General features: G+C 33.7%; 23 protein-coding genes. 2 read left to right on the forward strand and 21 right to left on the reverse strand.

All coding sequences use genetic code 11. The annotated features are described in order from the left end of the window. Nucleotides 1–109: 109 nt before the first annotated feature. Nucleotides 110–2,083, forward strand: a complete 1,974-nt coding sequence (locus tag ACNFIH_RS22510) for a sigma 54-interacting transcriptional regulator (RefSeq protein ID WP_426484899.1) — start codon at nt 110–112, stop codon at nt 2,081–2,083. On the opposite strand, the gene ACNFIH_RS22515 is transcribed toward ACNFIH_RS22510, so the two are convergent. Next, entirely contained in the window at nt 2,080–2,862 is a 783-nt protein-coding gene (locus ACNFIH_RS22515; RefSeq protein WP_426484900.1) for an alpha/beta fold hydrolase, read from the reverse strand. The genes ACNFIH_RS22510 and ACNFIH_RS22515 overlap by 4 nt on opposite strands. 289 nt (nt 2,863–3,151) lie before the next feature. On the opposite strand from ACNFIH_RS22515, the gene ACNFIH_RS22520 reads away from it, so the two are divergent. Further along, the gene (locus ACNFIH_RS22520) at nt 3,152–3,988 is read left to right on the forward strand and encodes an alpha/beta fold hydrolase (protein ID WP_426484901.1); all 837 of its coding nucleotides are present in this window, start codon (nt 3,152–3,154) and stop codon (nt 3,986–3,988) included. Nucleotides 3,989–4,191: 203 nt separating this feature from the next. Here the strand turns inward: ACNFIH_RS22520 and ACNFIH_RS22525 are convergent, their stop codons facing one another. From ACNFIH_RS22525 to ACNFIH_RS22620, 20 genes are all read right to left on the reverse strand, one after another. Continuing rightward, nucleotides 4,192–4,872: a metal-dependent hydrolase gene (locus tag ACNFIH_RS22525; RefSeq protein ID WP_426484902.1), complete on the reverse strand. Its 681-nt coding sequence runs from the start codon at nt 4,870–4,872 to the stop codon at nt 4,192–4,194. Between the two features lie 216 nt (nt 4,873–5,088). Further along, on the reverse strand, nt 5,089–6,192 hold the full coding sequence (locus ACNFIH_RS22530) for a hypothetical protein (RefSeq protein WP_426484903.1): 1,104 nt from the start codon (nt 6,190–6,192) through the stop codon (nt 5,089–5,091). Between the two features lie 117 nt (nt 6,193–6,309). Further along, the gene (locus ACNFIH_RS22535; protein WP_426484904.1) at nt 6,310–6,648 is read right to left on the reverse strand and encodes a lysozyme inhibitor LprI family protein; all 339 of its coding nucleotides are present in this window, start codon (nt 6,646–6,648) and stop codon (nt 6,310–6,312) included. Nucleotides 6,649–6,665: 17 nt separating this feature from the next. Beyond that, on the reverse strand, nt 6,666–7,124 hold the full coding sequence (locus ACNFIH_RS22540; RefSeq protein ID WP_426484905.1) for a DUF4440 domain-containing protein: 459 nt from the start codon (nt 7,122–7,124) through the stop codon (nt 6,666–6,668). A gap of 88 nt (nt 7,125–7,212) precedes the next feature. Continuing rightward, nucleotides 7,213–8,049, reverse strand: a complete 837-nt coding sequence (locus ACNFIH_RS22545; RefSeq protein WP_426484906.1) for a hypothetical protein — start codon at nt 8,047–8,049, stop codon at nt 7,213–7,215. Nucleotides 8,050–8,296: 247 nt separating this feature from the next. Next, nucleotides 8,297–9,235 (reverse strand): ring-cleaving dioxygenase, encoded by a 939-nt coding sequence (locus ACNFIH_RS22550; RefSeq protein WP_426484907.1) that lies wholly within the window; start codon nt 9,233–9,235, stop codon nt 8,297–8,299. 262 nt (nt 9,236–9,497) lie between these two features. Continuing rightward, the gene (locus ACNFIH_RS22555) at nt 9,498–9,848 is read right to left on the reverse strand and encodes a hypothetical protein (RefSeq protein ID WP_426484908.1); all 351 of its coding nucleotides are present in this window, start codon (nt 9,846–9,848) and stop codon (nt 9,498–9,500) included. Then, on the reverse strand, nt 9,848–10,468 hold the full coding sequence (locus ACNFIH_RS22560; RefSeq protein WP_426484909.1) for an alpha/beta hydrolase: 621 nt from the start codon (nt 10,466–10,468) through the stop codon (nt 9,848–9,850). Before ACNFIH_RS22560 ends, ACNFIH_RS22555 begins: the two co-directional genes overlap by 1 nt. A gap of 196 nt (nt 10,469–10,664) precedes the next feature. Next, the gene (locus tag ACNFIH_RS22565) at nt 10,665–10,955 is read right to left on the reverse strand and encodes a GNAT family N-acetyltransferase (RefSeq protein WP_426484910.1); all 291 of its coding nucleotides are present in this window, start codon (nt 10,953–10,955) and stop codon (nt 10,665–10,667) included. A gap of 91 nt (nt 10,956–11,046) precedes the next feature. Further along, complete coding sequence (locus ACNFIH_RS22570; RefSeq protein ID WP_426484911.1) at nt 11,047–11,715, reverse strand: YoaK family protein; 669 nt, start codon at nt 11,713–11,715, stop codon at nt 11,047–11,049. Nucleotides 11,716–11,721: 6 nt separating this feature from the next. Further along, complete coding sequence (locus tag ACNFIH_RS22575; RefSeq protein ID WP_035652279.1) at nt 11,722–12,195, reverse strand: Dps family protein; 474 nt, start codon at nt 12,193–12,195, stop codon at nt 11,722–11,724. Between the two features lies 1 nt (nt 12,196). Beyond that, nucleotides 12,197–12,625 carry a DoxX family protein gene (locus ACNFIH_RS22580; RefSeq protein WP_426484912.1) on the reverse strand — a complete coding sequence of 143 codons (429 nt, stop codon included), beginning with the start codon at nt 12,623–12,625 and terminating at the stop codon, nt 12,197–12,199. 11 nt (nt 12,626–12,636) lie between these two features. After that, a complete protein-coding gene (locus ACNFIH_RS22585; protein WP_426484913.1) occupies nt 12,637–14,523 on the reverse strand; it encodes an amidohydrolase in 1,887 nt (628 codons plus the stop codon). Nucleotides 14,524–14,584: 61 nt separating this feature from the next. Then, the gene (locus ACNFIH_RS22590) at nt 14,585–15,217 is read right to left on the reverse strand and encodes a hydrolase (protein WP_035652272.1); all 633 of its coding nucleotides are present in this window, start codon (nt 15,215–15,217) and stop codon (nt 14,585–14,587) included. A gap of 99 nt (nt 15,218–15,316) precedes the next feature. Then, nucleotides 15,317–15,637 carry a phosphoribosylpyrophosphate synthetase gene (locus ACNFIH_RS22595; protein WP_426484914.1) on the reverse strand — a complete coding sequence of 107 codons (321 nt, stop codon included), beginning with the start codon at nt 15,635–15,637 and terminating at the stop codon, nt 15,317–15,319. Between the two features lie 60 nt (nt 15,638–15,697). Continuing rightward, nucleotides 15,698–16,513 (reverse strand): alpha/beta fold hydrolase, encoded by an 816-nt coding sequence (locus ACNFIH_RS22600; RefSeq protein WP_142452469.1) that lies wholly within the window; start codon nt 16,511–16,513, stop codon nt 15,698–15,700. Between the two features lie 446 nt (nt 16,514–16,959). Further along, nucleotides 16,960–17,910: a polysaccharide deacetylase family protein gene (locus ACNFIH_RS22605; protein ID WP_426484915.1), complete on the reverse strand. Its 951-nt coding sequence runs from the start codon at nt 17,908–17,910 to the stop codon at nt 16,960–16,962. Nucleotides 17,911–18,079: 169 nt separating this feature from the next. Further along, a complete protein-coding gene (locus ACNFIH_RS22610) occupies nt 18,080–19,447 on the reverse strand; it encodes an alginate export family protein (protein WP_426484916.1) in 1,368 nt (455 codons plus the stop codon). 2 nt (nt 19,448–19,449) lie between these two features. Continuing rightward, a complete protein-coding gene (locus ACNFIH_RS22615; RefSeq protein ID WP_426484917.1) occupies nt 19,450–20,469 on the reverse strand; it encodes an MBL fold metallo-hydrolase in 1,020 nt (339 codons plus the stop codon). A 143-nt stretch (nt 20,470–20,612) separates the two neighbouring features. Further along, nucleotides 20,613–22,376: an amidohydrolase gene (locus tag ACNFIH_RS22620; protein WP_426484918.1), complete on the reverse strand. Its 1,764-nt coding sequence runs from the start codon at nt 22,374–22,376 to the stop codon at nt 20,613–20,615.

A 22,376-nucleotide genomic window follows, 5' to 3' on the forward strand; every position in this document is an offset into this window, starting at 1 on the left:
ATATGATTTTTATTTACCTAAATTTGAAAACGGAACATTTTAATTGCGATAATTAACTATTTTTGTATCAATTAATTAAGTGCAATATTAAGACAAAAAATAATCACTTATGAAAAAGACTGCCGATAACGGATATGAAACTGTTACTTCAGGATTGAAAAAAAGAATTTTAATTGTAGAAGATCAATTTATTGAAGCACATGATTTACAGTTAATTCTTGAAAAGGCAAACTATGAAGTAACGGGAATTGCACGTTCGGTTGAGCAGGCTTTAGAACAAATTCAGATTGAAAAACCAGATTTAGTTTTCCTGGATATTATGCTGAAAGGCAGTCGGAACGGAATAGAATTGGCTTACTATCTTAAAGAAAAATATATCGGTTTTATATTTATTTCGGCTAATTCCAGTAAAAGTATTTTGGATCAGGCGAAGACTACCCATCCATACGGATTTATTGTAAAACCATTTCGCGATCAGGATGTTTTAACGACTTTGGAAATTGCATTTTATCGCCAGCAATACAGTCTGGAATCGCAGTTGATGCAGCAATTTCAATTACAAAAAGAAATTACCGAAATCATAAATTCAAATGAAAAAAGCGAAGATAAATTGTTGTCTTTTGCTAAAATAATTCAGACGTATATTCCATTTGATTATTTAGAAACTGGTTTTGCAACGACAACGCATTATGACAAACTGGGAATTATTCGCAAAAACATCGATTTATATCAGATTATTGATTCAAAAAAGCTTTCACAAATTGCTGTAGTTTCTGAAAAAGAGCTTGATGAAACGTATAGAAAATCAAAAATTGACAAAGATCCGATTATTTACAGCGAAGAATCACTAATAAAGAATTTTCAGGATGCGCCAATAAAAGCGTTAATTGCTCATAATTTTGGAATAAAATCCTATTTGGTTTTCCCCATTTCTATAGCAAGTATTCAAAGCTTTCATTTCACTTTTTACAGTCGAAATTTGAGTGTCTATTCTCAGGAAAATTTAAAATTACTTAATTCGTTAGAACATACTTTTTCTCAATTTATCAATAGAATTTATTCAAAACAGGATGTCAGCTTGCCTGTAAATAAAGCGGAAATTAAAAGTGCGAAACCTGTACGTATTTCTGAAGGTTTTGAGGGAATTATAGGTAATAGTTCGCAAATGATTTCAGTTTTCAATTATATCCGAAAAGTGGCGCCTTCTGATACTTCGGTTTTGGTTTTAGGCGAAAGCGGCACTGGAAAAGAAAAAATAGCGCAAAGTATTCATGCTTTATCTCCAAGAAAGGAAAAACCTTTAGTAATAATTAATTGCGGCGCGATTCCTGAAAATCTGGCTGAATCGTTGCTTTTTGGTCATGAAAAAGGAGCTTTTACTGGTGCAACTGACAGAAGAATCGGCAAATTTGAATTGGCTGATGGCGGAACTATTTTTTTAGATGAAATAGGAGAGATGTCACTGGAACTTCAAGTGAAATTATTGCGTGTTTTGCAAGAAAGAGAAATTGAACGCGTTGGTGGAATGTCATCGCTAAAAATAGATGTTAGAATTATTGCTGCGACCAATAAAAATCTTGAAGAAGAAGTTGCTGCGGGAAGATTCAGAATGGACTTGTATTATCGTTTGCATGTTTTTCCGATTATTGTTCCTTCGTTAAAAAAACGAAAAGAAGATATTCCGGATTTGGCGAATCATTTTATAAAAGTCTTCAGTGAAAAAATGGGCAGAAAAGCACCAATTCTTTCTGATTTTGCTTTGCAGCAAATTATGAATTACAATTGGCCCGGAAATATCAGGGAACTAGAACACGTTATGCAGCGTGCTATTTTGCTGACTGACGGAAATACGATTAAAGAGATTGAGCTTTCAATGTCTTCTAAAATGCATCCTGAGCAAGTTTCTGAATCCTTTTCGATTAAAACCATTTTAGAAAACGAAAGAGATTACATTTTATATATTCTGAAAAAATGCAACGGAAAAATTTCAGGAGCCGGTGGTGCAGCTGAGATTCTAGATATTCATCCTTCGACTTTAAATTCTAAAATAAAAAAACTGGAAATAAAGAGAGAAATTAGTTAACCAATTTTTTCCAGACATTCGGCAATAAATTCGGCAATTGTTTCCCAATTTTTTTGTTTTAAAACGAGATGATTGGTATCCCGAAATTCTTTATAGCAAGTAATAGAATGGATGTTTTTATATTTTTTAAAATTAGAACGTTGAATGGAAGCCGGAATGAAATTATCTTTTGAACCAGTCAAAAATAAAAGAGGAGCGTGTTTTTTCTTAAAATCTATTTTAGCAGAATCAGAAAAAATATCGTAAAAAATGAATTGCGATTCCGGAATTACTAATTTCTCATAAGTCTCTTTTTGTTCTTCAAAAAACATTTGGTTCGTAAAATAATATTGCCATTTTTTAAAAGATATTAAATAAGCTTTTTGTGTGGAATTAAAGAAACCAAAAAAGCTCCAAATCTTTCTGTAAAGAGAAAAATTAAAATAAGTTAAGTTCGCTGGCGGAATAGAATGCATACAAATTCCAGCATAACCCAAATCTTTCTGAAGCAATAATTGTGTCAAGAGACCTCCGTACGAATGTCCAATAAGAATTGGTTTTTCGGGAAGTTTTTCGATGATTTCGATATAATAATTCAATACATCATTTAGTCGCATAGCTGCGATTTTTGGATTTGGATGTTGGCGTAACGTTTCTGAAGTTTCATTTTTATAAGGCCAGGGTGGCGCTATAGTTTTATATCTTTTATTTTCAAAAAAAATAATCCATTCTTCCCAGCAGGAATGACTTATAAAGGCCCCTGTAATAAACATAATCGTTTTGCTATTAGATAAATACATACTATTTGATCTTTAAGATTATTTTTCAGAAAAGCGGAAGTGGTTTAAATAATTAAAACAAAAGGAATGCCTTTTTTGTAAAGCATTGATTATTAAAGAATCCTTGCTGGTGAAAACTTTGTAATTATTAAATGTCGTTAAAAAGAAGTTTTAATTATTGAAATATCATAATTGTAAATGAGTTAGTTGTTTGTAAAAGTCTTGTTTTTCAGTGTTTTGTGTTTTGGTTTAATCTTTGCCTGTTTCAAATGGAAAGAATTATTTAGATACTAATGTTTAAATTATAGTTATGAAAAAAATTTATGATGCAGAGACACGTTTTGCCGATTTAGGCGATCGTAAAATTGCTTATCGCTCTTACGGGAAAGGAAAAGCAGTATTTTTTGTAAACCGTTTTAGAGGAACTCTTGACACCTGGGATCCGTTATTTATTGCTTCAATGTCGAAAAAATTCAATGTTATTGTATTTGATTATTCAGGAATTGGTTCTTCTACAGGTAGTTTGACTCCAGACATAACGGTTGTAGCCAAAGATATTAAGGACCTTGCAGATATTTTGAAAATAGATTCAATTGTAGTTCTAGGTTGGTCTTATGGCGGATTGGTGGCACAAGCGGCAACTTTATTGTATCCTAATTTGGTGACGCATGCGGTTTTAGTTGGGACAAATCCTCCAGGGAAAAATGAAGTTCCTATTGAGCAAGCTTTTTATGATGCGGCTTTGAAACCAATAAATGATTTTGAAGATGAAATTGTTTTATTCTTCGAACCTAAATCTGAATCGAGTAAATTGGCTGCAAAGGCTTCACACGACAGAATTCATAAAAAAATTGATGTTGCAAAAATTCCTTCTACGATGGATGTTTTTCAATTGTATTTTGGCGGAGGCGACGGTTTTAGAGAAGACGTTTTAAATTTTAGAGAACAAATCAAAAAAACTAAAATGCCAATTTTGATTATTTGTGGCGATCATGATATCAGCTTTGCAGTAGAAAATTGGTATTCATTTTTTAATCAAATGACAAATGCTCAACTGGTTGTTCATTCCGGAACGGGACATGCGCCACAACATCAATATCCGGAACTTACTTCAAAACAAATTATAAACTTTGTAAAATACACTTAATAGAATTTTAGAATTTAATCTCGCATAGTAATTTTCTAAAAATGATATTATGTGCTAAAAAGGAATAGTTTCAGCTGCTATTCCTTTTTTTATGAAATTTTTTTTACGAAACTTTTTATGGATTTTAATTTTGCATTTTAGACATAATGATATTTCGCTAAAAGATTTTATTTAGCGAAATATAACTATGAAAACGACCTAAATTATAAGTCGATTGTAGTATTTATTTTTGGCAAATAAAGTTCAAGATTTGCATTTTTGAAAGCATCCAAAGCTTTTTGATGATCCATTACAATAAAACCGAAAGTGTCGTAATGAACGCCTAAAATTTTGGTCACACCGACAAGTTTTGAAGCTTCAATTGCTTCTTCAACTCCCATTGTAAGTCCGTCGCCAATTGGGAAAACGGCAAAATCAAGTTTTGTGAATTTTGGAATAATCTGCATATCTAAAGTCAGCGCTGTATCTCCACTGTAATAGAAATTTCCTTCAGATGTGGTTAGTACAAAACCGCAGGCGATTCCTCCGTAAGAACCATCCATAAAACTGCTTGGATGTTGTGCTATCACGCATTTCACAGTTCCAAAATCAAAATCAAACTTTCCGCCCGGATTAATCGGATGTGCGTTTTCGATTCCTTGTTTTAATAGCCAATTATAGATCTCGAAATTTCCGAGCACTTTTGCACCAGTATTTTTTGCAATTCGCTCCACATCTAAAATATGATCGTAATGCGCGTGAGAAATAAAAATATAATCTGCTTTTATGCTATCAACATCAACCTCTTTGGCTAATTCATTCGGGGTAATAAAGGGATCAAAAAGAATATGTTTTCCGTTTGTAAAAACAGAAAAACAAGAATGTCCGTAATAAGTAACTTTCATGATTAAAGATTTAATTAGTTAATAATGATTATTATTTTTCAAGAAATATGCCATCAGGAAAATGGATTTCGGTAAACTTATAAAGTTACAATTTAAAAGGTTTATTTATAATGATTTAGATTCAAATGATAACGGAATTAAACAAAAAAAGCTGTCCAGAAATTGAACAGCTTCTTTAAAATATAGTTATGTTTTGGACTTTATTGATTTTCTTTTTTAAAAGTATTCAATTTCATATAAAACTTTACTTTGTGAAGATTTATTAGAAAAAGAGGTTAAGGTTTTAATTAAATGATTGTATTCATTATAGAAGTATTCCGTTTTTAAACTTCCTCTATCATCAGAAGTTTCTGTTTTTGCTAAAGAATCATTATCGGAATGAAAATAGTAGGTAAAACTAAAGCCATCTTTTTGAGTACTTAAACCTTCTTGTAAATCCGAATATACTAAAATATTGTTTTCATACTTTTTTGTTCGTTTTGTTTGAGATGTTACCATGCCCTCATTGTTCTTTTTTATTTCAATAAAAGTAATTACGTTTTTATTATTATCGTAAGTATAATTTCTCTCAACGGTTTCTGAATTGCCTTTTAAAACTTTTTTTACCAATAGTTTATTTTTATATTCCTGTTCAACTATACCAAAAGATTTTTTCTCTGTTAATATGTTATCTTTAAAAATGCTCCTGCTTGATTCAGAATAAACAAGTTGGTTGTCTTTATTGTATTTGTAAATTCTTTCAATAGTGACTTTTGTGTTTGGACTAATTTGGTGTAGTTCTTCTTTTCGAATTAAATTTTTACCTGAGTAATAAAAATTATCAACATAATTTCCTGTATAATCTTTAGTTGTAACTAATCTGTTTTTATTGTCATAATATCGATATCCAATTGTTTTAAAACTGCCATCACTTGATAATTTTAAAGTTTCCCCGCCAATAATTTTTCCTTTATCATCTAGATTTAGTTTAGTGGTAATTATTACATCTTCGTTTGGTTTCTTTCCTGTCTCATCAAGATTATAAATTTGTTTTTGTGTGGATTCGACAATCATATCACCTTTATATTTTGTAAGTGTACTTACGGTTGCGTGATTCCAATAGACACTTCTTGAAATAGGTCTGCCTATTGAATCAAACTCATCAACCATTTTGTTGCCTTCAAATGTTGTTATTTTTTTATAAGGTTTCGTCGAAAAATCCCATTTATCACCTGGAGGAGCAGGAGGCCATTCAATATCGAAGTTTGGGGTAGGGTCCCCAATTTGCCCAAAAGATAAAATACTGAAAAATAAAAATGCGATGTAAATAATTTTTTTCATTTGAAGGTTTTTTTGCGATTTGTTGTTCATGCTCTATATTTTTAATGATGCAAAAAATCGTCAAAAGGTTGGTTGTATTGTTAGTTTTTGTATTATTTTCCTGTTGCCTGCTGGCTTTTAGTCATCAGCCCAATTTTTTAATTCTTTTGTTCTTCCTATTGTAGATTGGATTAGACAATCTAATTTCATTTTATTTTCGTAAGGACCTCCTCCGTCTCCAGGATCCTGACTTATGAATTTGCAATTCAAATCTCTAAATTTTATCCAGGCTCTTTGAGATTCAATTAGATTTTTTTTGTCTCTTTCATTCAGCTTTTTTATGAGTTTATTGTAAACTAAATTTAATTCTTTGTCTGCTTTTTTATAATCTGCATATAATTCATCTTCTCCAGTTACAGATTGTGAAAAGGCGAAAGTTGAAAAAAGTAGAAATAGTATAGATATTGTTTTTTTCATTTTATCGTTGAATTGTTTTATTCATCTTTTGCTCTGGTTGAATGTAGCATTTCCAATTTCCATCCGTTTTTTGTTAGAATTGCGGTTGCACTTTCTAGCCAATATACTTTTTTACTTGTTTTATCTTCAAACGAAAATACTGCGTGGTTTTTGTAGGCAACCCAAGCCATTCCGTTTAAAATTTTTACTTCAATAATTTCAATTGAATTCACTCGTTTCGGAATCGGTTTATCAAGTAGAGCTTTGTCTAAATAATTTGCAATAGTAGCATTAGTCCATATTTCTCCATTTTCCAAAAGAAGAAAATCTTTTGTGTAGTATTTATCAATGTTTTTAGAATCTAGTTTAGACCAAATTTCGTCAAAAGATTCAATAACTAATTGTTCTATTTTTGATTTGTCGGTTTTGGTTGCGTTTTGTCCAAATGATAATGTTGTAAAACATATCATAAAAATTAGGGTATTGAGTTTTTTCATTTTTGTTTTTTTTGATTAATTATGATTACGGAAAGTTATAGACATTTGCGTAGCACTTCGTAGAGTGGATTATTGTAATCTAAATAAATTATAAGCCTTCTTCTTTGATATGTGCATAAATATTGTTACCCAACTCGGTAAGGATATAGATTTTTTCATCTTTTTTTATAAGTCCGATTTCAAACAATCGATCCATTATCAAAGAATTCAATGTAAATGATTTTCCTTTTGTATTGCCCTCTTTGAAAGCCGCATATCTTTTAAAGTATGAAAATTCTCTTTCACTAAGTGCGCTTAAGATAAGCTGTATTAAAGATTTAGTAGTATTATCGATAGAAGCCTTTTTATTAATTTCATACTCAAAATTTTTGTGCTTATTTTCAGATTCTACTAATGCTTTGCTAAGTTCTTTTTCACTATTTTCCTTAATTTTAATTGCTTCATTGTATCTGTCAAAACTTTCTTTGTTTTGTTGAGATAGTTGTTCGTTTTCTGAATTTAAACGTTCAATTTGATTTTTTAGTTTAGATATTTCACTTGTACCGGCACGCTCCTCGGCGATTTCACGCTCATATTTGGCTTCAGCTTTTTTCTGTTCCAATTTCGAAATAACAGAAGTTTTAAGTCTAATATTTTTTTGGGAATTTGAGTATGATAATAAGGCATCAAAAATTAAATTTAAATATGGCAGAATAAGAATATAAAAAAAAGCAATGCCTAAAGGCCATAATATAGCACTTAGAGAACAATATTCATGATTTATAACAACTATTTTATCTTCAATTGTAGCATCCGAAAAAATTAAAAGAAATATTGCACGCCAATTACACAATATGAAAGCAGTAATGTAGGAACCAATAAATGGGTTTTTTATCCTTTCATTCGAAGAATCAAATATACTTTGAAAAAGGTCTTTTATATTCATAATTTTAAGAAGGATTTTGATTGCTTATTAATAACTCATTTGGCTTAAAGACTTGATTATGTCATTCTCCATTTGGATATGTAGTTTTGACAATAGTTAGTCTTTTTAATCACTCAAATATAAAATATTTCCTTATAAATAATGAAAACCTCTTCCGATTCCCTGAATAAAAAAAGCCGTCCCAATCAGGACAGCTTTTTCAAAAAAATAGTTGTGTATTTTGGGATAAACCCGGTTTAGCATTTAATTAATTTATTTTAACCAAATGTGCTTCAATTGCTTCTCTTTGAGATTCGTATTGTGCAGGAAGTTTTAGGTTTTGGCCTAATTCTTCTAAGCTTTCATCTACAGTAAATCCAGGATTATCAGTTGCGATTTCGAACAAAACTCCGCCTGGTTCTCTGAAATACAAAGAGTGGAAGTATTGTCTATCAATTTGTGGTGTAATCTGCAATCCGTATGCTTCGATTTTTTCACGGAAATGCATCAAAATTTCATCATTCTGAACACGGAAAGCAACGTGGTGAACTGTTCCATTTGCACCAAGACCTCTTTTTTCATCAGCTAATTCAACTAGATCTACAATAGCAGCATTTTCTACAGCGTCTGTAGCATAACGGTAACGGTTTACATCCTGATCAATCAATTTGTAACCAAATATTTCAGTTAAAACTGCTGCTGTTGGCTTGATGTCGTTTAAAGTCAAAGTGATGTTATGAAAACCTTTTGTTGCAACATCTGCTTTTACTTCATCAGTTTCCCAAGCTTTTCTGTTGTCCTCTGTTTTTGATTCGATTAATTCTAGTTTTAATCCGTCTGGATCTAAAAATGTCAAATATTTTTCTCCAAATTTTTCTGAAGGTTTATTGTAGATAACATTGTATTGATCAAAACGTTTTTGCCAGAAATCCAAACTTCCTTTTGGAACAGAATAACCAATTTCTGTTGCCATTCCAGAACCTTTTCTTCCTTGCTGAATTCCTTCTCCCCAAGGGAAAAAAGTCAAAATAGTTCCTGCGCTTCCCATTTCGTCACCAAAGTAAAAATGATATGTTCCCGGATCGTCAAAATTCACTGTTTTTTTGATGAATCTCAATCCTAAAATTTTTGAATAAAAGTTGAAATTACGTTTAGCGTCACCTGCGATTGCAGTAATATGGTGTAAGCCTAAAATTTTATTTTCCATGGTATTTTTTATATTAAATTGTTGTTTGATTTTCTTATACAAATTTACGTCCGTTATACTTCTGGATCGATTAACCTAGATTAAGAAATGAAATAGACGCATTTTTGAGACTTTCAAACGATAACCAAATAACATTCCACTTGAATAAATGTCTTATTATTCAAGGTTTTTTAAAGAAAGTTTGTTTTGAGATTACACGATATATCGTGATTTTACGGAATGTGAAATGTATATTTAGAAAATCCGAAGTAGGGGAAACGGCTTATAACTTTATAAATATTGATTTTCGGAGTTTTGGTTCAATATTTTTTGTTTTGTGTCCTTTTCCTGTAGTGTCTTCGACCAGAAGAATGGAACCTGTATTAAATGTTCTTTTTTCTCCTAATGAAGTTTCGATTTGGACGCCGCCTTCCAGCAAAACAATATACTGACGGTCGGGAGCATTGTGAAAATCATAATCGTAAGAAGGGCTAACTTCTCTAAAAACGATTGACTTTACGGGTTCATCATCAGATAAGAAACCAATATCGCCATTGTTTTTCAACGGAACTTCAAAGTCTTCAAAATGACTTTCTCCATTGGCATCGCTGTAAACACGGGTAATTGTAATCATTATTTTTTATTGAAAATCAATGCATTTGCACAATCTACCTCATCCTGGCTTATGGTGTGTCCCATATTTGGATAGATTTTTTTAGTAACATCAGCGCCCATTTTTGTCATCAGTGCTTCAGTATCATTAACTCTTTCTACAGGAACATGAAAATCAGGATCGCTTGTTCCAATAAAAACCGGAGTATTTTCAAAGTTTCCTGAATAATGATTTTCATAAACCTGATCGCCAATCAATCCGCCTGTAAAAGCGACGATTCCGCCATATTTAGCTGCATTTCTTGTTGTGAATTCCAAAGCAAGACAAGCGCCTTGCGAAAAGCCTAAAAAGTAAATGTTTTCTTTTTCAATTCCGTTTTGTTGAATAGCAACCACAACCTGATGAATGGCTTCTAATGATTTTGAAAACGAAGGTTCATTTTGATCAAGAGGAACCAAAAACGAATAGGGATACCAAGTTCTATTTTCTGCCTCGGGCGCGACCAATGCAAAATCTTCAACTTTAAGATGCTTTGCAATGGACAGAATATCGTGAGCTCCAGCACCGCGGCCATGAATCATAATTAAAGCTTTTTTTGCTTCATTTAAAGGCACGCCGTCTGTTAAAATTTCAGTATTCATAAAATTGTATTTTTAATTATTAGTTAAACGAATTAATGTTCACGCTAATTTGGTTTTTTGACGCAATCTTGTCATTTCGACGTAAGGAGAAATCACACAAGCTGATCGACAAAGATTTTTCTTATTGCGTTACGGCATTACTCGTGTGATTTCTCCTTACGTCGAAATGACAAACAGTACTTTGTCAAAAATTAATTTACTTTTTCCAGATATCTTCATATTCATCCGGATGTCTTTTGAATTGTGCGTGTACATAAGGACAAAGTGGTAAAACTTTCATATTATTGGCACGAACGTATGTTACCATTTCTTCTAAAAGCTTCTTTGCATAACCTTTTCCTTCTGCTTCTGGCTCAACTCCTGTGTGATAAACCGTTAAAAGATCGGGTTTGATGCTTACCGTCATTTCGCCCAGTTTTTTATCATCAACATAGAGATTAAAAGCGCCATGTTTTTTTTCGTCTAATTCTAATTTTATTACTTCCATATATTTTGATTATTTCCTTAGTTTTATAAGGAATTTGGTTTTTTAAAGATACTATTTTATCAGGAATCTGCAATTCAAAATCGGTGTTTATCTAGTTTTCGCGATGATACCAATAGCAGATAATCATTGCAGCTCCAGGAAGAATTAAGGTCCCCAATCCGAAAAACTTACCTGCAACTGCTCCCATAAAACATCCAATCAAAAATCCAATTATAGTAACTAATTGTTTTTTAAAACTTGAAATGGCATCTATATCTTTAAATCCGTTTTTTAATAGATTTCCTAAATCAAGAGAAGCTTGTGTCACATTTCCCGTCATCATGGTTGTAGGTCCGTGCGTTTCTTTAGCGTAAAGTTTTCCAAAAGCATTTTGAAGTCCCATTGCAAATACAGTTGTCATAGCAACCGAATAAATTACCCATTCTGAAGTGTTATTTAAATAACCAAAAACAGAGAATGCAATCCCGCTTAAAATCAATATTACGCCTTCCCAAAATAAAATAGTATAGCGATTTGTTGCTTTTAATGCGATTCTTCCACCAGTAATTACAGCAATAATAAAAACCGGAAAAGTCAGCAGTTTTATCCAAGCATTAATATCTGAGCTTTTGATGATTTGATACGCAAAGACAATAAAGTTGCCCGTAACGTGTGCTGAAAATATGGAATCGGCAGCGACAAAAGTTACGGTATCACAATATCCTGCAATCATGGTTAAAAGCAGCGTTACGTACCAAATGTTTTTTTGTTGTATTTCCATTATTTTTTAGTTTAAATGAGCGCGAAGCATCCACGCCATTTTTTCATGATTTTCGACAAGTCCGGTGATAAAATCACTTGTACCTGCATCTTGTAGTTCGTTGGCAATACTGTTGATGTTTTCTCTTAAATAAATTATGATGCTTTCATGATCAGAAAGTAATTCTTTAATAAAACCATTGGCATCATTTTTTTCTTTTAATTCTTCGGTAAGATGTGTCAATGCTAAGAAATCTTTTAAAGTTGCAGGTGTATAATGACCTAAGGCTCTGATTCTTTCGGCAACTGTGTCAACAATTTCATCAATGGCGTCATATTGCTGTTCGAAGAAAAGATGTTTATTGTAAAAATCTGGACCTTCAACGTTCCAATGTGCTCTTTTTGTTTTGGTATAAAGAACAAATTCGTCTGCAAGAATTTTAATTAATACCTCAACAACTTTTGAGATACTTTCTTGTTTAATTCCGATGTTTGCTTTCATTTTAAAGTAAGTTTAATAAATAATAATCAAGTGAATAAGTTCCTGCGCCAAGTGCAAGAAGCAGTAATAGTGATAAAGTGTACATATATGGAACGTCACGTACTTCTAGTGAATCATTTTTGTGAACCACAAAATAACCAACGGCTGTAACACCAATTGTTGGAAGCACCGCAAGTCGTGTTCCGAGTCCGAGAATAATAAAAAACGGAATTATAGTATCTGAAAAAGTAGCTACTAATCCATTCAGTTTTTCAGGCAGATGCAACGGATTCGGAACGTGTTCTTTTTGTCCGTTTTCAACTCTGAATTTCTTCATTCCGTGTACTCTGAATAATTCAATTGCAAGCAAAACTCTAAATACTAAAAGAGCCGCATTGTTGAACGAATTTCCTAAATCGGAATAAAGGATTTGTTTTATAATATCAATCATTTCTTTAAAATTTAGAAAGCAAAACAAGAACAACCTAAGGCGCCCCAAAATGCATTATAATTATTGACCGGAACATTACTCATACGGGCAGCATCGTGATTGTGTAAATGAACATCACAACTTCCGCTGCAACTGTGAATCTGTGAAGTCAGTTTTGGTTTAATATCTGCTTTTGCATTTTTTTCAATTGTACTTTGAAAACTGCTTCTTACTGGATAACCGTTGTAAATATTTGTTGGTGACCAATCTGGTAAAATTGGAATAGTAGGAGGTGAGAACGAAGAAAAATCTCCATTTGCATACACAATTTTTCCGTCTACAATCGTCAAATCAGATTCGATTTTTTTAATGTCTTCGTCATCAATAGAAAAATAATCACGGTCTAAAACCACTAAATCCGCGAACATTCCAACTTTAATATCTCCTTTTTTAGTTTGTTCCTGTGAAAACCAAGCGCTTCCTCTAGTGTACAATTCCAAAGCAGTTTGTCTGTTTAGTCTAGTATCCGTGTACAATTGCAAACCCCCAACAGTTTTTCCGACCGTCATCCAATACATAGAAACCCACGGATTATAACTGCTCACACGTGTAGCATCTGAACCAGCACCGACAGGAACTTCCATTTCAATCATTTTTTTGATTGGCGGTGTGTTTTCAGCAGCTTTTGCTCCGTAACGATCGGTGAAATATTCTCCTTGATACGCCATTCTGCTTTGTACAGCAATTCCGCCGCCTAAAGCTTTTACACGTTCGATGTTTCTTTCGTCAATTGTTTCGGCGTGATCAAAAATCCACGGAAGCCCGTTGAAAGGAACATCCTGATTGATCTTTTCAAAAACATTCAAAAATCGTGTTATGCTTTCGTTATAAGTGGCATGAAGTCTGAACGGCCAACGGTTTTCTACCAAAAGACGAACTACTTTTTCCAGTTCTGCTTCCATATTTTCAGGAAGATCAGGTCTTGGCTGAAGAAAATCTTCAAAATCGGCAGCAGAAAAAACTAACATTTCGCCAGCTCCGTTATGACGGTACATGTCATTTCCTTGATATAATTTTACGGTATCAATCCAATCTGAAAAATCTTCAAATTCGTGTTTTGGCTTTTGAGTGAAAAGATTATAGGCAATTCTTACGGTTAGCTGTTTCTTTTCATTTAATTCATTAACCACTTTATAATCGTCTGGAAAATTTTGAAAACCACCTCCGGCATCAATGACACTTGTAATTCCGAAACGGTTCAATTCTTTCATAAAATGGCGCGTCGAATTGATTTGGTGTTCATAAGAAAGAGTTGGACCTTTAGCTAAAGTCGAATATAAAATCATCGCATTTGGAGTAGCAATAATAAGTCCGGTTGGCTCTCCATTTGAATCACGTTCTATATGTCCGCCCGGCGGAGCAGGAGTGTTTTTATTGTAACCAACTGCTCTTAGTGCGGCTCTATTCATGATTGCACGATCATACAAATGCAGAATAAAAACTGGAGTATCGGGAGCAATAGCATTTATTTCTTCTAAAGTCGGCATTCTGCGTTCAGCAAACTGAAATTCAGACCAACCACCAACCACACGAACCCATTGCGGATTTGGAGTGCGGTCGACTTGCTCTTTCAACATTCGAAGTGCATCAGCCAAAGATGGAACTCCATCCCAGCGTAATTCCAAATTATAGTTTAATCCGCCACGGATAAGATGAATATGCGAATCATTGATTCCAGGAACAGCTCTCTTATTCTGAAGGTCGATTATTTTGGTTTCTTCAGAAGCAAAACTCATAATGTCGTTGTCATTTCCAACGGCAATAAATTTTCCGTCTTTGATTGCAACTGCCGTAACATTTGGAGTTTCTGGATTGAAACTATGAATTTTTCCGTTGAATAAAATTAAATCTGCTTTCATAAATTAATTGATTAGAGTTGAGCTTTGGATAGGTTCTGATATTGTAAATGCGTTTACTAGATTAGTGTTTCAGCATTGTGTGTGCATATTGAATTCCTATTCCATAAGAACCTCCATATTTTTTCATCAAAGAAGTTACAGGACCATAGGTTTCCTGGCGAGCCCAATCTCTTTGAAGTTCTAATAAATATTGGATAGCAGTTACCGGAATTGCGCCAGCTTGTATCATTCTTTCTACAGCACGTTCGTGAGCTTCTTTGCTTACATCACCACAAGCATCTGTAATTACATATACCTGGTAACCTTCTTCGATTGCAGATAAAACCGGACCAACGATACAAACACTTGTCCATAATCCTGCAAGAACTAGTTTTTGTTTTTTCTTTGCTACAATGGCTTTATAAGCATTTTCATCTTCCCAAGTATTCATTGTTGTACGATCGATATATCCTGAAGTTGCAATTGGATAAAATTCTTCTACTTCTGGAAAAACAGGTCCTGAAAAACTTTCTTCTGCAACAGTTGTTACAATTGTACTTACATTAAAAATTTTTGATGCTCCTGCAACAATGGCAACATTCGTACGTAATTCGTGTACCGGAAGATTGCTTGTGGCAAAAGCCATTTGGCCTTCAAAATCGATTAATACTAAAGCGTGGTTGTCTGGGGTCAATAAGTTAACAGATGGTTTCATATGGTTTATTTTTTAAGATTTATAATTTAGTTAAGCCAATGAAAGGCAAAACTTTTAATTGGTTGTTAAAGAATTTGTCTTTTGAAAAGACGTTTTAAATTATTGATGTACTGAAAGTTTTCTAATCATTTCAGTTGAAACACTGTCGGCATAAGTTCCGAAAGCACTTGTTAGAACACCTTTCAGATTATGGATTTCAGATATAATGCCGTACACAATATCTTCGTCTGCGGGATTACTGTCGCCTTCAAAGCGAAATAAATATTCGATTTTGAATTCTTCCGGCGACAAGCTTTGTTTAGTAGTGTTGCAACGAATACAATCTGAATCAAGATTAAAATCTGCTGTAAAACCTTGAGAACTCAACCATTGCAAAGCTTCAGTAACGGTGTCGAAAGAGGGTTGTTGGAAAAAACTCATAATTTGGTAAGATTAAAACCGCCTGTAAAAACAAAACTTTTGCAGGCAGTTTTGATTGATTTATTTTATAAAAGCCAAAATATCCTTGTTGATTGTTTCTGCCTCAGTTGTAGGCATTCCGTGAGGAAATCCTGGATAAGAAATCAATTTTCCGTTTTTCAGCAATGCAGCAGATTTTGGTGCTTGGTGATAAGGAACAATTTGGTCATCTTCTCCGTGCAATACAAGAACCGGAATATCCAAACTTTTAAGATCTTCTCTAAAATCGGTTTCAGAGAAAGCTTTGATTCCTTCGTAATGCGCTAAAACAGATCCCATCATTCCCTGACGCCACCAATTTTGCTTAATTCCTTCCTGAACGGTTTGCCCTTCGCGATTCCATCCATAAAAAGGAATAGGGAAATCATAAAAATATTGTGATCTGGTAAAAGCTGTTCCGTTTCTGATTTCGTCAAAAATAGACAAAGGCACACCTTCTGGATTTGATTCGCTTTGCACCATAATTGGCGGTACAGCGCTAATGATTACTGCTTTTGCAATACGTCCTTTTCCGTATTTTGCTGCATAACGAATTACTTCACCACCTCCTGTTGAGTGACCAACGTGAATAGCATCTTTTAAATCTAAAGCTTCAACTAATTGAGCAATGTCAGATGCGTAAGTTTCCATATTGTTTCCTTCAGAAGTTTGGCTTGAACGTCCGTGTCCGCGGCGATCGTGTGCAATAACTCTGTAACCTTGTTTTAAGAAAAACATCATCTGTGCATCCCAATCATCACTTGATAATGGCCAGCCGTGATGAAAAACAATTGGTTGTCCAGTTCCCCAATCTTTATAAAAAATTTCTGCTCCGTCTTTTACTGTAAATGTGCTCATGGTTTTTTGATTTTAAGATTAATATTGTTTTAAAATTTTAACTAAAATTGAATACTAAGTTTTTAATTTTAACTTTTAAATCAATTTATATTTTGTTTTGTTATTAGTATGATGCAAATATATTATAGAATAAAACCTGCATCGATTAATCTAGATTAAGAAGTAAAAATGGGGGTGATTTTTTTATCAGAATTTAAGGATCTCGAGTAGAATGCCATTCTTTGTTGATTTTCATTTTCGGTACTTTAATTGATTTATTTGAATACCAAACAATGCCAATTAATGTGCCTAAAAGTATAAAGTCAATGATAATAAGGCTTTGACTGTTTTTAAGGAGTTGTGATAGTTGCGATATTTCGCTAATTTATGAGCTGAAACTGTTTTATATAGAATTTTGAACTTAAAGAGAAAAAGCCAAAAAACTTTTCTGGCTTTTTCGGTTTGAATTATTCGCGAATCGATGATTTATCCTGAAGCGTCATTTTAGCGATTTCATCTTTTCTTTTAAAACTTACGCCATTATATTTTTTAATATAATCGAGTAAATCAGATGTTGTTTTTACCATTTGCGGAGTTCCGCCAATTCGGTCATGAAAACTGATCGACATTTGTCTGCGTTTGGATTCGCTCTCGGCATAAAGCTGATCAAATTCTGCTTTTACCTGATTAAAAAATTGATCAGATGAAAAGTTTTTCCCTTCAATCAAAACGATATCATTGCATCGAATAGTATAAGGAACCACTACAAAATCTTTTTTGTTGGCCTGAATTATAAAAGGTTCGTCCCGGCTTAAATCGTCAATATGATAACTGAAACCTAATTCCTGCAGTATTTTAATGGTGTTTTCCCCACGACGAAGCCAATTTGCGTTATAACCAAAAGCAGTAAATCCGGTAACTTGTTTTATTGCATCGACACCGGCTTTTATAAACTTTTTCTCTTCGTCATAAGACATAGCGTATTGCGAACTCCAATTCATACCATGAGCAGCCGCTTCATGTCCGCGCTGTACAATTTCTTTTGCAAGAGCAGGATTTTGTAAAACAGCAGAACCGACCATATGTGAAGTAACTTTTATTCCGTGTTTGTCCCAGTTGTCCAGCATTCTCGGAATTCCTTCTTTATAACCATATTGATACCAGGTTTCAGCAGGAAAGTCATTATAACCTTTCTGCATGTTTTGAGGAAACGGACTTTCTGCATTTTGAGGCTGACCGCCCGCTTCAAACTGCATGGAAACGGAGACAACTAATCGTGAGCCATCCAACCATTTATTTTGTGTTTCAGAATCCATTTTTTCTTGTTTTATAGTATTTGAAAAAGTGTCAACAGGATTTGCCATTACTGCAGCGCCTGTTAAACCAGCCATTTTTATAAAGTTTCTTCTTGTTGTCATTTTTATATCTTTTGAATTTTATCAAAGTTTTTATTTATCCTATGCTTTTTTAATCTCGCAATCCCGATAGCTATCGGGAGCGGAGACGCAAAGTGTTATTAGAAAGCTTAAAAGAAAAATCTTTGCGTCTTTGCGACTTTGCGAGCAATTTTCAGAAAAAAAAACAATCTTAAAACTTAATCTGCGCCGTTACGCCAGTAAAAAACATATTTTTCCCGGTTCCGGCAGCTTTTAAGAAATCCCCGGCTTTAAACCAGGTTGCTTCAACGCGGAAATACAAATATTGATTTGGGGTGTAAATAATTTCACTTTCCAATTGTTTTCCGATTTCTTTAGCATCGGTAGCATCGCCTGGATAAATCATAATAGTGTTTGGACCATAAATTCCGTCTTCGCTGCTGTATCTCCAAAACATATCATAATCAATAACCCAATCGATATTTTTTGCCAATTCAAAACCAATGGAAGGATGAAAGTCAACTAAATTAGATGGCCCAATAACAGAAGCCAATCCAAAGTAAGCGCCTCTTGGAAACAACGGATTAAAAGTATTTAATTGATTATCACCATTGGTTTTATCACCACTAATCAATTCGACTTTAAAACCAAATTCAGGTTTTAAAACAACAGAAGTAAATTGATATCCGGTATTTAAAGAAACCGTCCAGGCTTTAATATTTTTCGAAGCCACATCTCCAAATTGATAAAGAGCTTCGGCATCATAACGCCATCCGTCATATTTCCCCCAAATACGGGTTCCTACAGAATGGCGTAATTCTTTTCCGCTGGCATCATCAAAGTTGGCATTTGCTCTTTCGTAACCCAAATAATAAAGGTCAATATTTTTGATTGCGGGAATTTTATTGATCACAAAATAACTTCCCCAAAACTGTCTTTTTTTGTTCGAAGAATCATCAAAAATGCCGTCTTCAGCAACCACATAATGACTGTAGAATAAATCGGAACGAAAATTATTGATTCCAAATATGACTTTTGCAGCATCAAAAGATTGACGGTTATTTGGTCCGTCACGAACGGCCACTAAACGTTGTGAACCGTAACTTAATTCTTGTCTTCCGACTCTAAAAATCAATTGTTTATTTTTTTCAGAAAACACATTCACATCAATAAATCCCTGATGTACCTCAAGCGGATTACTATCAACCGGACTCGGATCAATTCTTCCGTTGGCATTACTGCTTTGAAGCTGAATAAAAGCCCGGAAATATTTACTAGAATGAAAATCGGCATGAAGCAATAATCGGTTTAAAATGTAGCCATCGTCATCGACAGGATCATCTCCCCATTTTTCATTTTTGGCATAAAAATATTGATACCTAATTTCGCCTCCAAAGCTTAAAAACGTTTCGCCAGAAGAAGAAAGCGGCATATATTTCATGGTTTTGTACCAATTTTTTTTGACCGTATCTTTTTCCAAAACCTTATAGTTTTCATCAAAACGCAAAGGCTTAAATTCAGGATACGATTGCGCGTGGAGCTGAATACAAATTAGAAATAAAAGAATATATTTTTTCATGGCTATTTGCCTAAGTTTTTCTTAATGTCGTTATATGCATTTGGAATATTGAAATTGTAATGAAGCCAATTAAAAAGAACATAACCTTTATCAAATTCCTTCATCGTTACCGACGCTTTTACCTGATCTAAAGTTTCTCCTTTTTTAACGGCATTTTCTACATTTTCCTTTAAAGCATTTACATAATCAATCGTATATTTTATTCCTTTTTTATTGGTAATTCGGCCGTGACCGGGAACCACAACATCATTGTCTCCAATCATATCATAAATTTTTTGAAGATTACGAACAGGTTCCAAAAAATAACCATCAAAAAGCCAAGGAATTGCCGGACTTTCAGCAATAAATGGATTTCCTGCCCATAATACATTTTTATCTGAATCCTTTAAATATACAAATAAATCGGCTGGAGATTGCGCTGTTCCCGTATTAATAATTTCTACAATTTTGCCACCGCCTAAATCTAATTTCAGACTTTGATTTAAAGCAATTGTAAGATCTGCAGGACGATATACACTTTGTTCAATTCCGCGATCTTTTCCAAAAAGCATGATCATAAATTGTTTGATTCCTTCGAAATTCTTAGCTAAGTTTTCTTTGCAGAATTCATTTTGGATTAAAATAGTTTCTTTTGGAAGCAAATAATTTCCAAAACAATGATCACCGTGATCGCTTGTGTTGACTGCATAAACAATAGGCTTTGGAGTAACAGAACGAATCAGTTTGTACAATTGATCGTATAGTCTTTTGCTCAACATCGTTTCGATTAGTAAAACGCCTTTATCGCCCACAATAAATCCCGCCGAAGTGGCCTGTGGAATTCCTTTTGTAGTTTCTGTTTCAGTTGTTGATGGCGAAACGGCGTAGACATTATCAGAGATTTTATGCAATTGCAATGTCACTTTATTGGCATCCCAAATCGGAACTTCGGGCGGCATTGGAAATTGTGCATATGTTTTTTGTGCCGATAAAAAAACGACAACAAAAAGTATTGCAATTAAAATAGATTTATAATTTTTCATGATGTATTATTTATAAGTTTTAAAAGTTAGCCCACGGATTAAACTGATGAAACGGATTTTCACAGATGAGTTATAAAAAATCTGCGTCAATTCGCCCAAATCTGTGTCATCTGCGTGCTATTCTCATTTTATTCAGAATGTAATTATTTTTGATATCCGCCAAAATATTTCACAGGAGACCAATCCGGAATTACCGCAGGAATCTCTGGACTCAAGGCTTTATATTCCGCGGAAGCGTAAACAATCTTTCCATTTACAATCGTCAAAACCGATTCGATTTTTCGAACGTCATCTGTTTTTGCTGAAAAATAATCATCAGATAAAATCGCCATATCGGCATACATTCCTTTTATTAATTTTCCTTTATCTTTTTCTTCGCCAGAAAACCAAGCACTTCCTGAAGTATATAATTTTAAAGCGGTGAATTTGTCTAAAACCTGATCTTTAGGCCAGAATTGCATGCCGCCAATCGTTTTTCCAGTCAAAAGCCAATACAAAGCCATCCAGGGATTGAAAGTTGAAATTCGGGTTGCATCAGTTCCCATTCCGACAGGAATTCCTAATTCAAGCATTTTTTTAATTGGAGGTAATTGTGTTTTTGGAGCTCCGTACAATTTATTATATAATTCTCCCTGATAATACATTCTGAATTGTACAGCAATACCGCCACCAAGTTTTTTCACGCGTTCGAGTTCAGATGGCGTAATGGTTTCGGCATGATCAAAAAACCAACGCAATCCATTAAACGGAATTTCCTTATTCACTTTTTCAAAAACATTCAGCATTCTGTCAATTGATTCGCCATAAGTGGCATGCAAACGAAAAGGCCATTTGTTTTTGGCTAATAAGCGAATAATAGGTTCCAAATCGGTTTCCATTTCATCAGATAGAACAATTCTAGGTTCTAAGAAATTCTCAAAATCAGCAGCTGAAGCCACGATATTTTCTCCAGCACCTTCTTCAACATAACCATTTGCGACAATCAGATTATCATTTTTATTGATTTGCGTTGTAGCAACCCATTTTTCATAATCTTGTAATTCTTTCCCTTTTTGCTGTGCAAATAGATAATAGGAAATTCGTAAACTCAATTTGTTCTGTTTCGCCAATTCAAGAGACGTAACATAATCAGCAGGAAAATTTTGGCTTCCGCCGGCTGCATCAATGACGCTTGTTAATCCGAAGCGATTCAATTCGTGATTAAACTGAATCGAGCTATTAATGCGCTCTTCCGGACTTAATTTTGTTGTTAAACCCAAAGTCGTATAAATGGCTTTTGGAGTTTCTTTGGCGTACATTAAACCAGTCAAATTTCCGTTAGCATCTTGCTCTAAAAGGCTTCCTTCATATTTAGTGTCTTTTGTATATTTCAAAACTTCAATACCTTTTTTGTTCAAAAAAGCTTTTCCATACAAATACGTTATAAAAACAGGTTTATCAGGAACAGCAGCGTTAATTTCGTCAATTGTTGGTTGTCTTTTTTCTTCAAATTGAAATTCATTCCAGCCTCCAATCACTTTAATCCAAACGCCGTCTGGAGTTCTTGCCGCTTGTTCTTTCAGCATTTCCATGGCGCGTTTTAAGGTTTTTACGCCGTCCCAACGCAATTCAGAATTGTAATTCAAACCTTCGCGAATAACATGCATGTGACTGTCATTCAATCCCGGAATTACCGTTTTTCCTTTAGCATCGATCAATTTTGTTTCTGAAGATTTATAAGAAGAAAGAATATTTTTCTCGGTACCAATGTCCAGAATAATTCCATCTTTCATTGCAATTGCCTGAACAAATTCGTTTTGTTTCTGCATGGTTGCAATTTTCCCGTTATAAATAATCAGATCAGCTTTTTGCTGGGCTTGAGATAGCAAGCCCACAAAAAACGATAATATTAAAAATAGCTTTTTCAT

The sequence above is a fragment of the Flavobacterium sp. 2 genome, assembly GCF_049949195.1.
GTDB lineage: Bacteria > Bacteroidota > Bacteroidia > Flavobacteriales > Flavobacteriaceae > Flavobacterium.

Excerpts from the sequence above, each read along its gene's own strand:
- ACNFIH_RS22590 (WP_035652272.1), bottom strand. The coding sequence starts at position 15,217 with ATGAAACCATCTGTTAACTTATTGACCCCAGACAACCACGCTTTAGTA.
- ACNFIH_RS22550 (WP_426484907.1), bottom strand. The coding sequence starts at position 9,235 with ATGGAAAATAAAATTTTAGGCTTACACCATATTACTGCAATCGCAGGT.
- ACNFIH_RS22565 (WP_426484910.1), bottom strand. The coding sequence starts at position 10,955 with ATGGAAGTAATAAAATTAGAATTAGACGAAAAAAAACATGGCGCTTTT.
- ACNFIH_RS22600 (WP_142452469.1), bottom strand. The coding sequence starts at position 16,513 with ATGAGCACATTTACAGTAAAAGACGGAGCAGAAATTTTTTATAAAGAT.
- ACNFIH_RS22525 (WP_426484902.1), bottom strand. The coding sequence starts at position 4,872 with ATGAAAGTTACTTATTACGGACATTCTTGTTTTTCTGTTTTTACAAAC.
- ACNFIH_RS22520 (WP_426484901.1), top strand. The coding sequence starts at position 3,152 with ATGAAAAAAATTTATGATGCAGAGACACGTTTTGCCGATTTAGGCGAT.
- ACNFIH_RS22545 (WP_426484906.1), bottom strand. The coding sequence starts at position 8,049 with ATGAATATAAAAGACCTTTTTCAAAGTATATTTGATTCTTCGAATGAA.
- ACNFIH_RS22535 (WP_426484904.1), bottom strand. The coding sequence starts at position 6,648 with ATGAAAAAAACAATATCTATACTATTTCTACTTTTTTCAACTTTCGCC.
- ACNFIH_RS22510 (WP_426484899.1), top strand. The coding sequence starts at position 110 with ATGAAAAAGACTGCCGATAACGGATATGAAACTGTTACTTCAGGATTG.
- ACNFIH_RS22555 (WP_426484908.1), bottom strand. The coding sequence starts at position 9,848 with ATGATTACAATTACCCGTGTTTACAGCGATGCCAATGGAGAAAGTCAT.
- ACNFIH_RS22595 (WP_426484914.1), bottom strand. The coding sequence starts at position 15,637 with ATGAGTTTTTTCCAACAACCCTCTTTCGACACCGTTACTGAAGCTTTG.
- ACNFIH_RS22580 (WP_426484912.1), bottom strand. The coding sequence starts at position 12,625 with ATGATTGATATTATAAAACAAATCCTTTATTCCGATTTAGGAAATTCG.
- ACNFIH_RS22530 (WP_426484903.1), bottom strand. The coding sequence starts at position 6,192 with ATGAAAAAAATTATTTACATCGCATTTTTATTTTTCAGTATTTTATCT.
- ACNFIH_RS22560 (WP_426484909.1), bottom strand. The coding sequence starts at position 10,468 with ATGAATACTGAAATTTTAACAGACGGCGTGCCTTTAAATGAAGCAAAA.
- ACNFIH_RS22615 (WP_426484917.1), bottom strand. The coding sequence starts at position 20,469 with ATGAAAAATTATAAATCTATTTTAATTGCAATACTTTTTGTTGTCGTT.
- ACNFIH_RS22605 (WP_426484915.1), bottom strand. The coding sequence starts at position 17,910 with ATGACAACAAGAAGAAACTTTATAAAAATGGCTGGTTTAACAGGCGCT.
- ACNFIH_RS22575 (WP_035652279.1), bottom strand. The coding sequence starts at position 12,195 with ATGAAAGCAAACATCGGAATTAAACAAGAAAGTATCTCAAAAGTTGTT.
- ACNFIH_RS22620 (WP_426484918.1), bottom strand. The coding sequence starts at position 22,376 with ATGAAAAAGCTATTTTTAATATTATCGTTTTTTGTGGGCTTGCTATCT.
- ACNFIH_RS22585 (WP_426484913.1), bottom strand. The coding sequence starts at position 14,523 with ATGAAAGCAGATTTAATTTTATTCAACGGAAAAATTCATAGTTTCAAT.
- ACNFIH_RS22570 (WP_426484911.1), bottom strand. The coding sequence starts at position 11,715 with ATGGAAATACAACAAAAAAACATTTGGTACGTAACGCTGCTTTTAACC.
- ACNFIH_RS22610 (WP_426484916.1), bottom strand. The coding sequence starts at position 19,447 with ATGAAAAAATATATTCTTTTATTTCTAATTTGTATTCAGCTCCACGCG.
- ACNFIH_RS22540 (WP_426484905.1), bottom strand. The coding sequence starts at position 7,124 with ATGAAAAAACTCAATACCCTAATTTTTATGATATGTTTTACAACATTA.
- ACNFIH_RS22515 (WP_426484900.1), bottom strand. The coding sequence starts at position 2,862 with ATGTATTTATCTAATAGCAAAACGATTATGTTTATTACAGGGGCCTTT.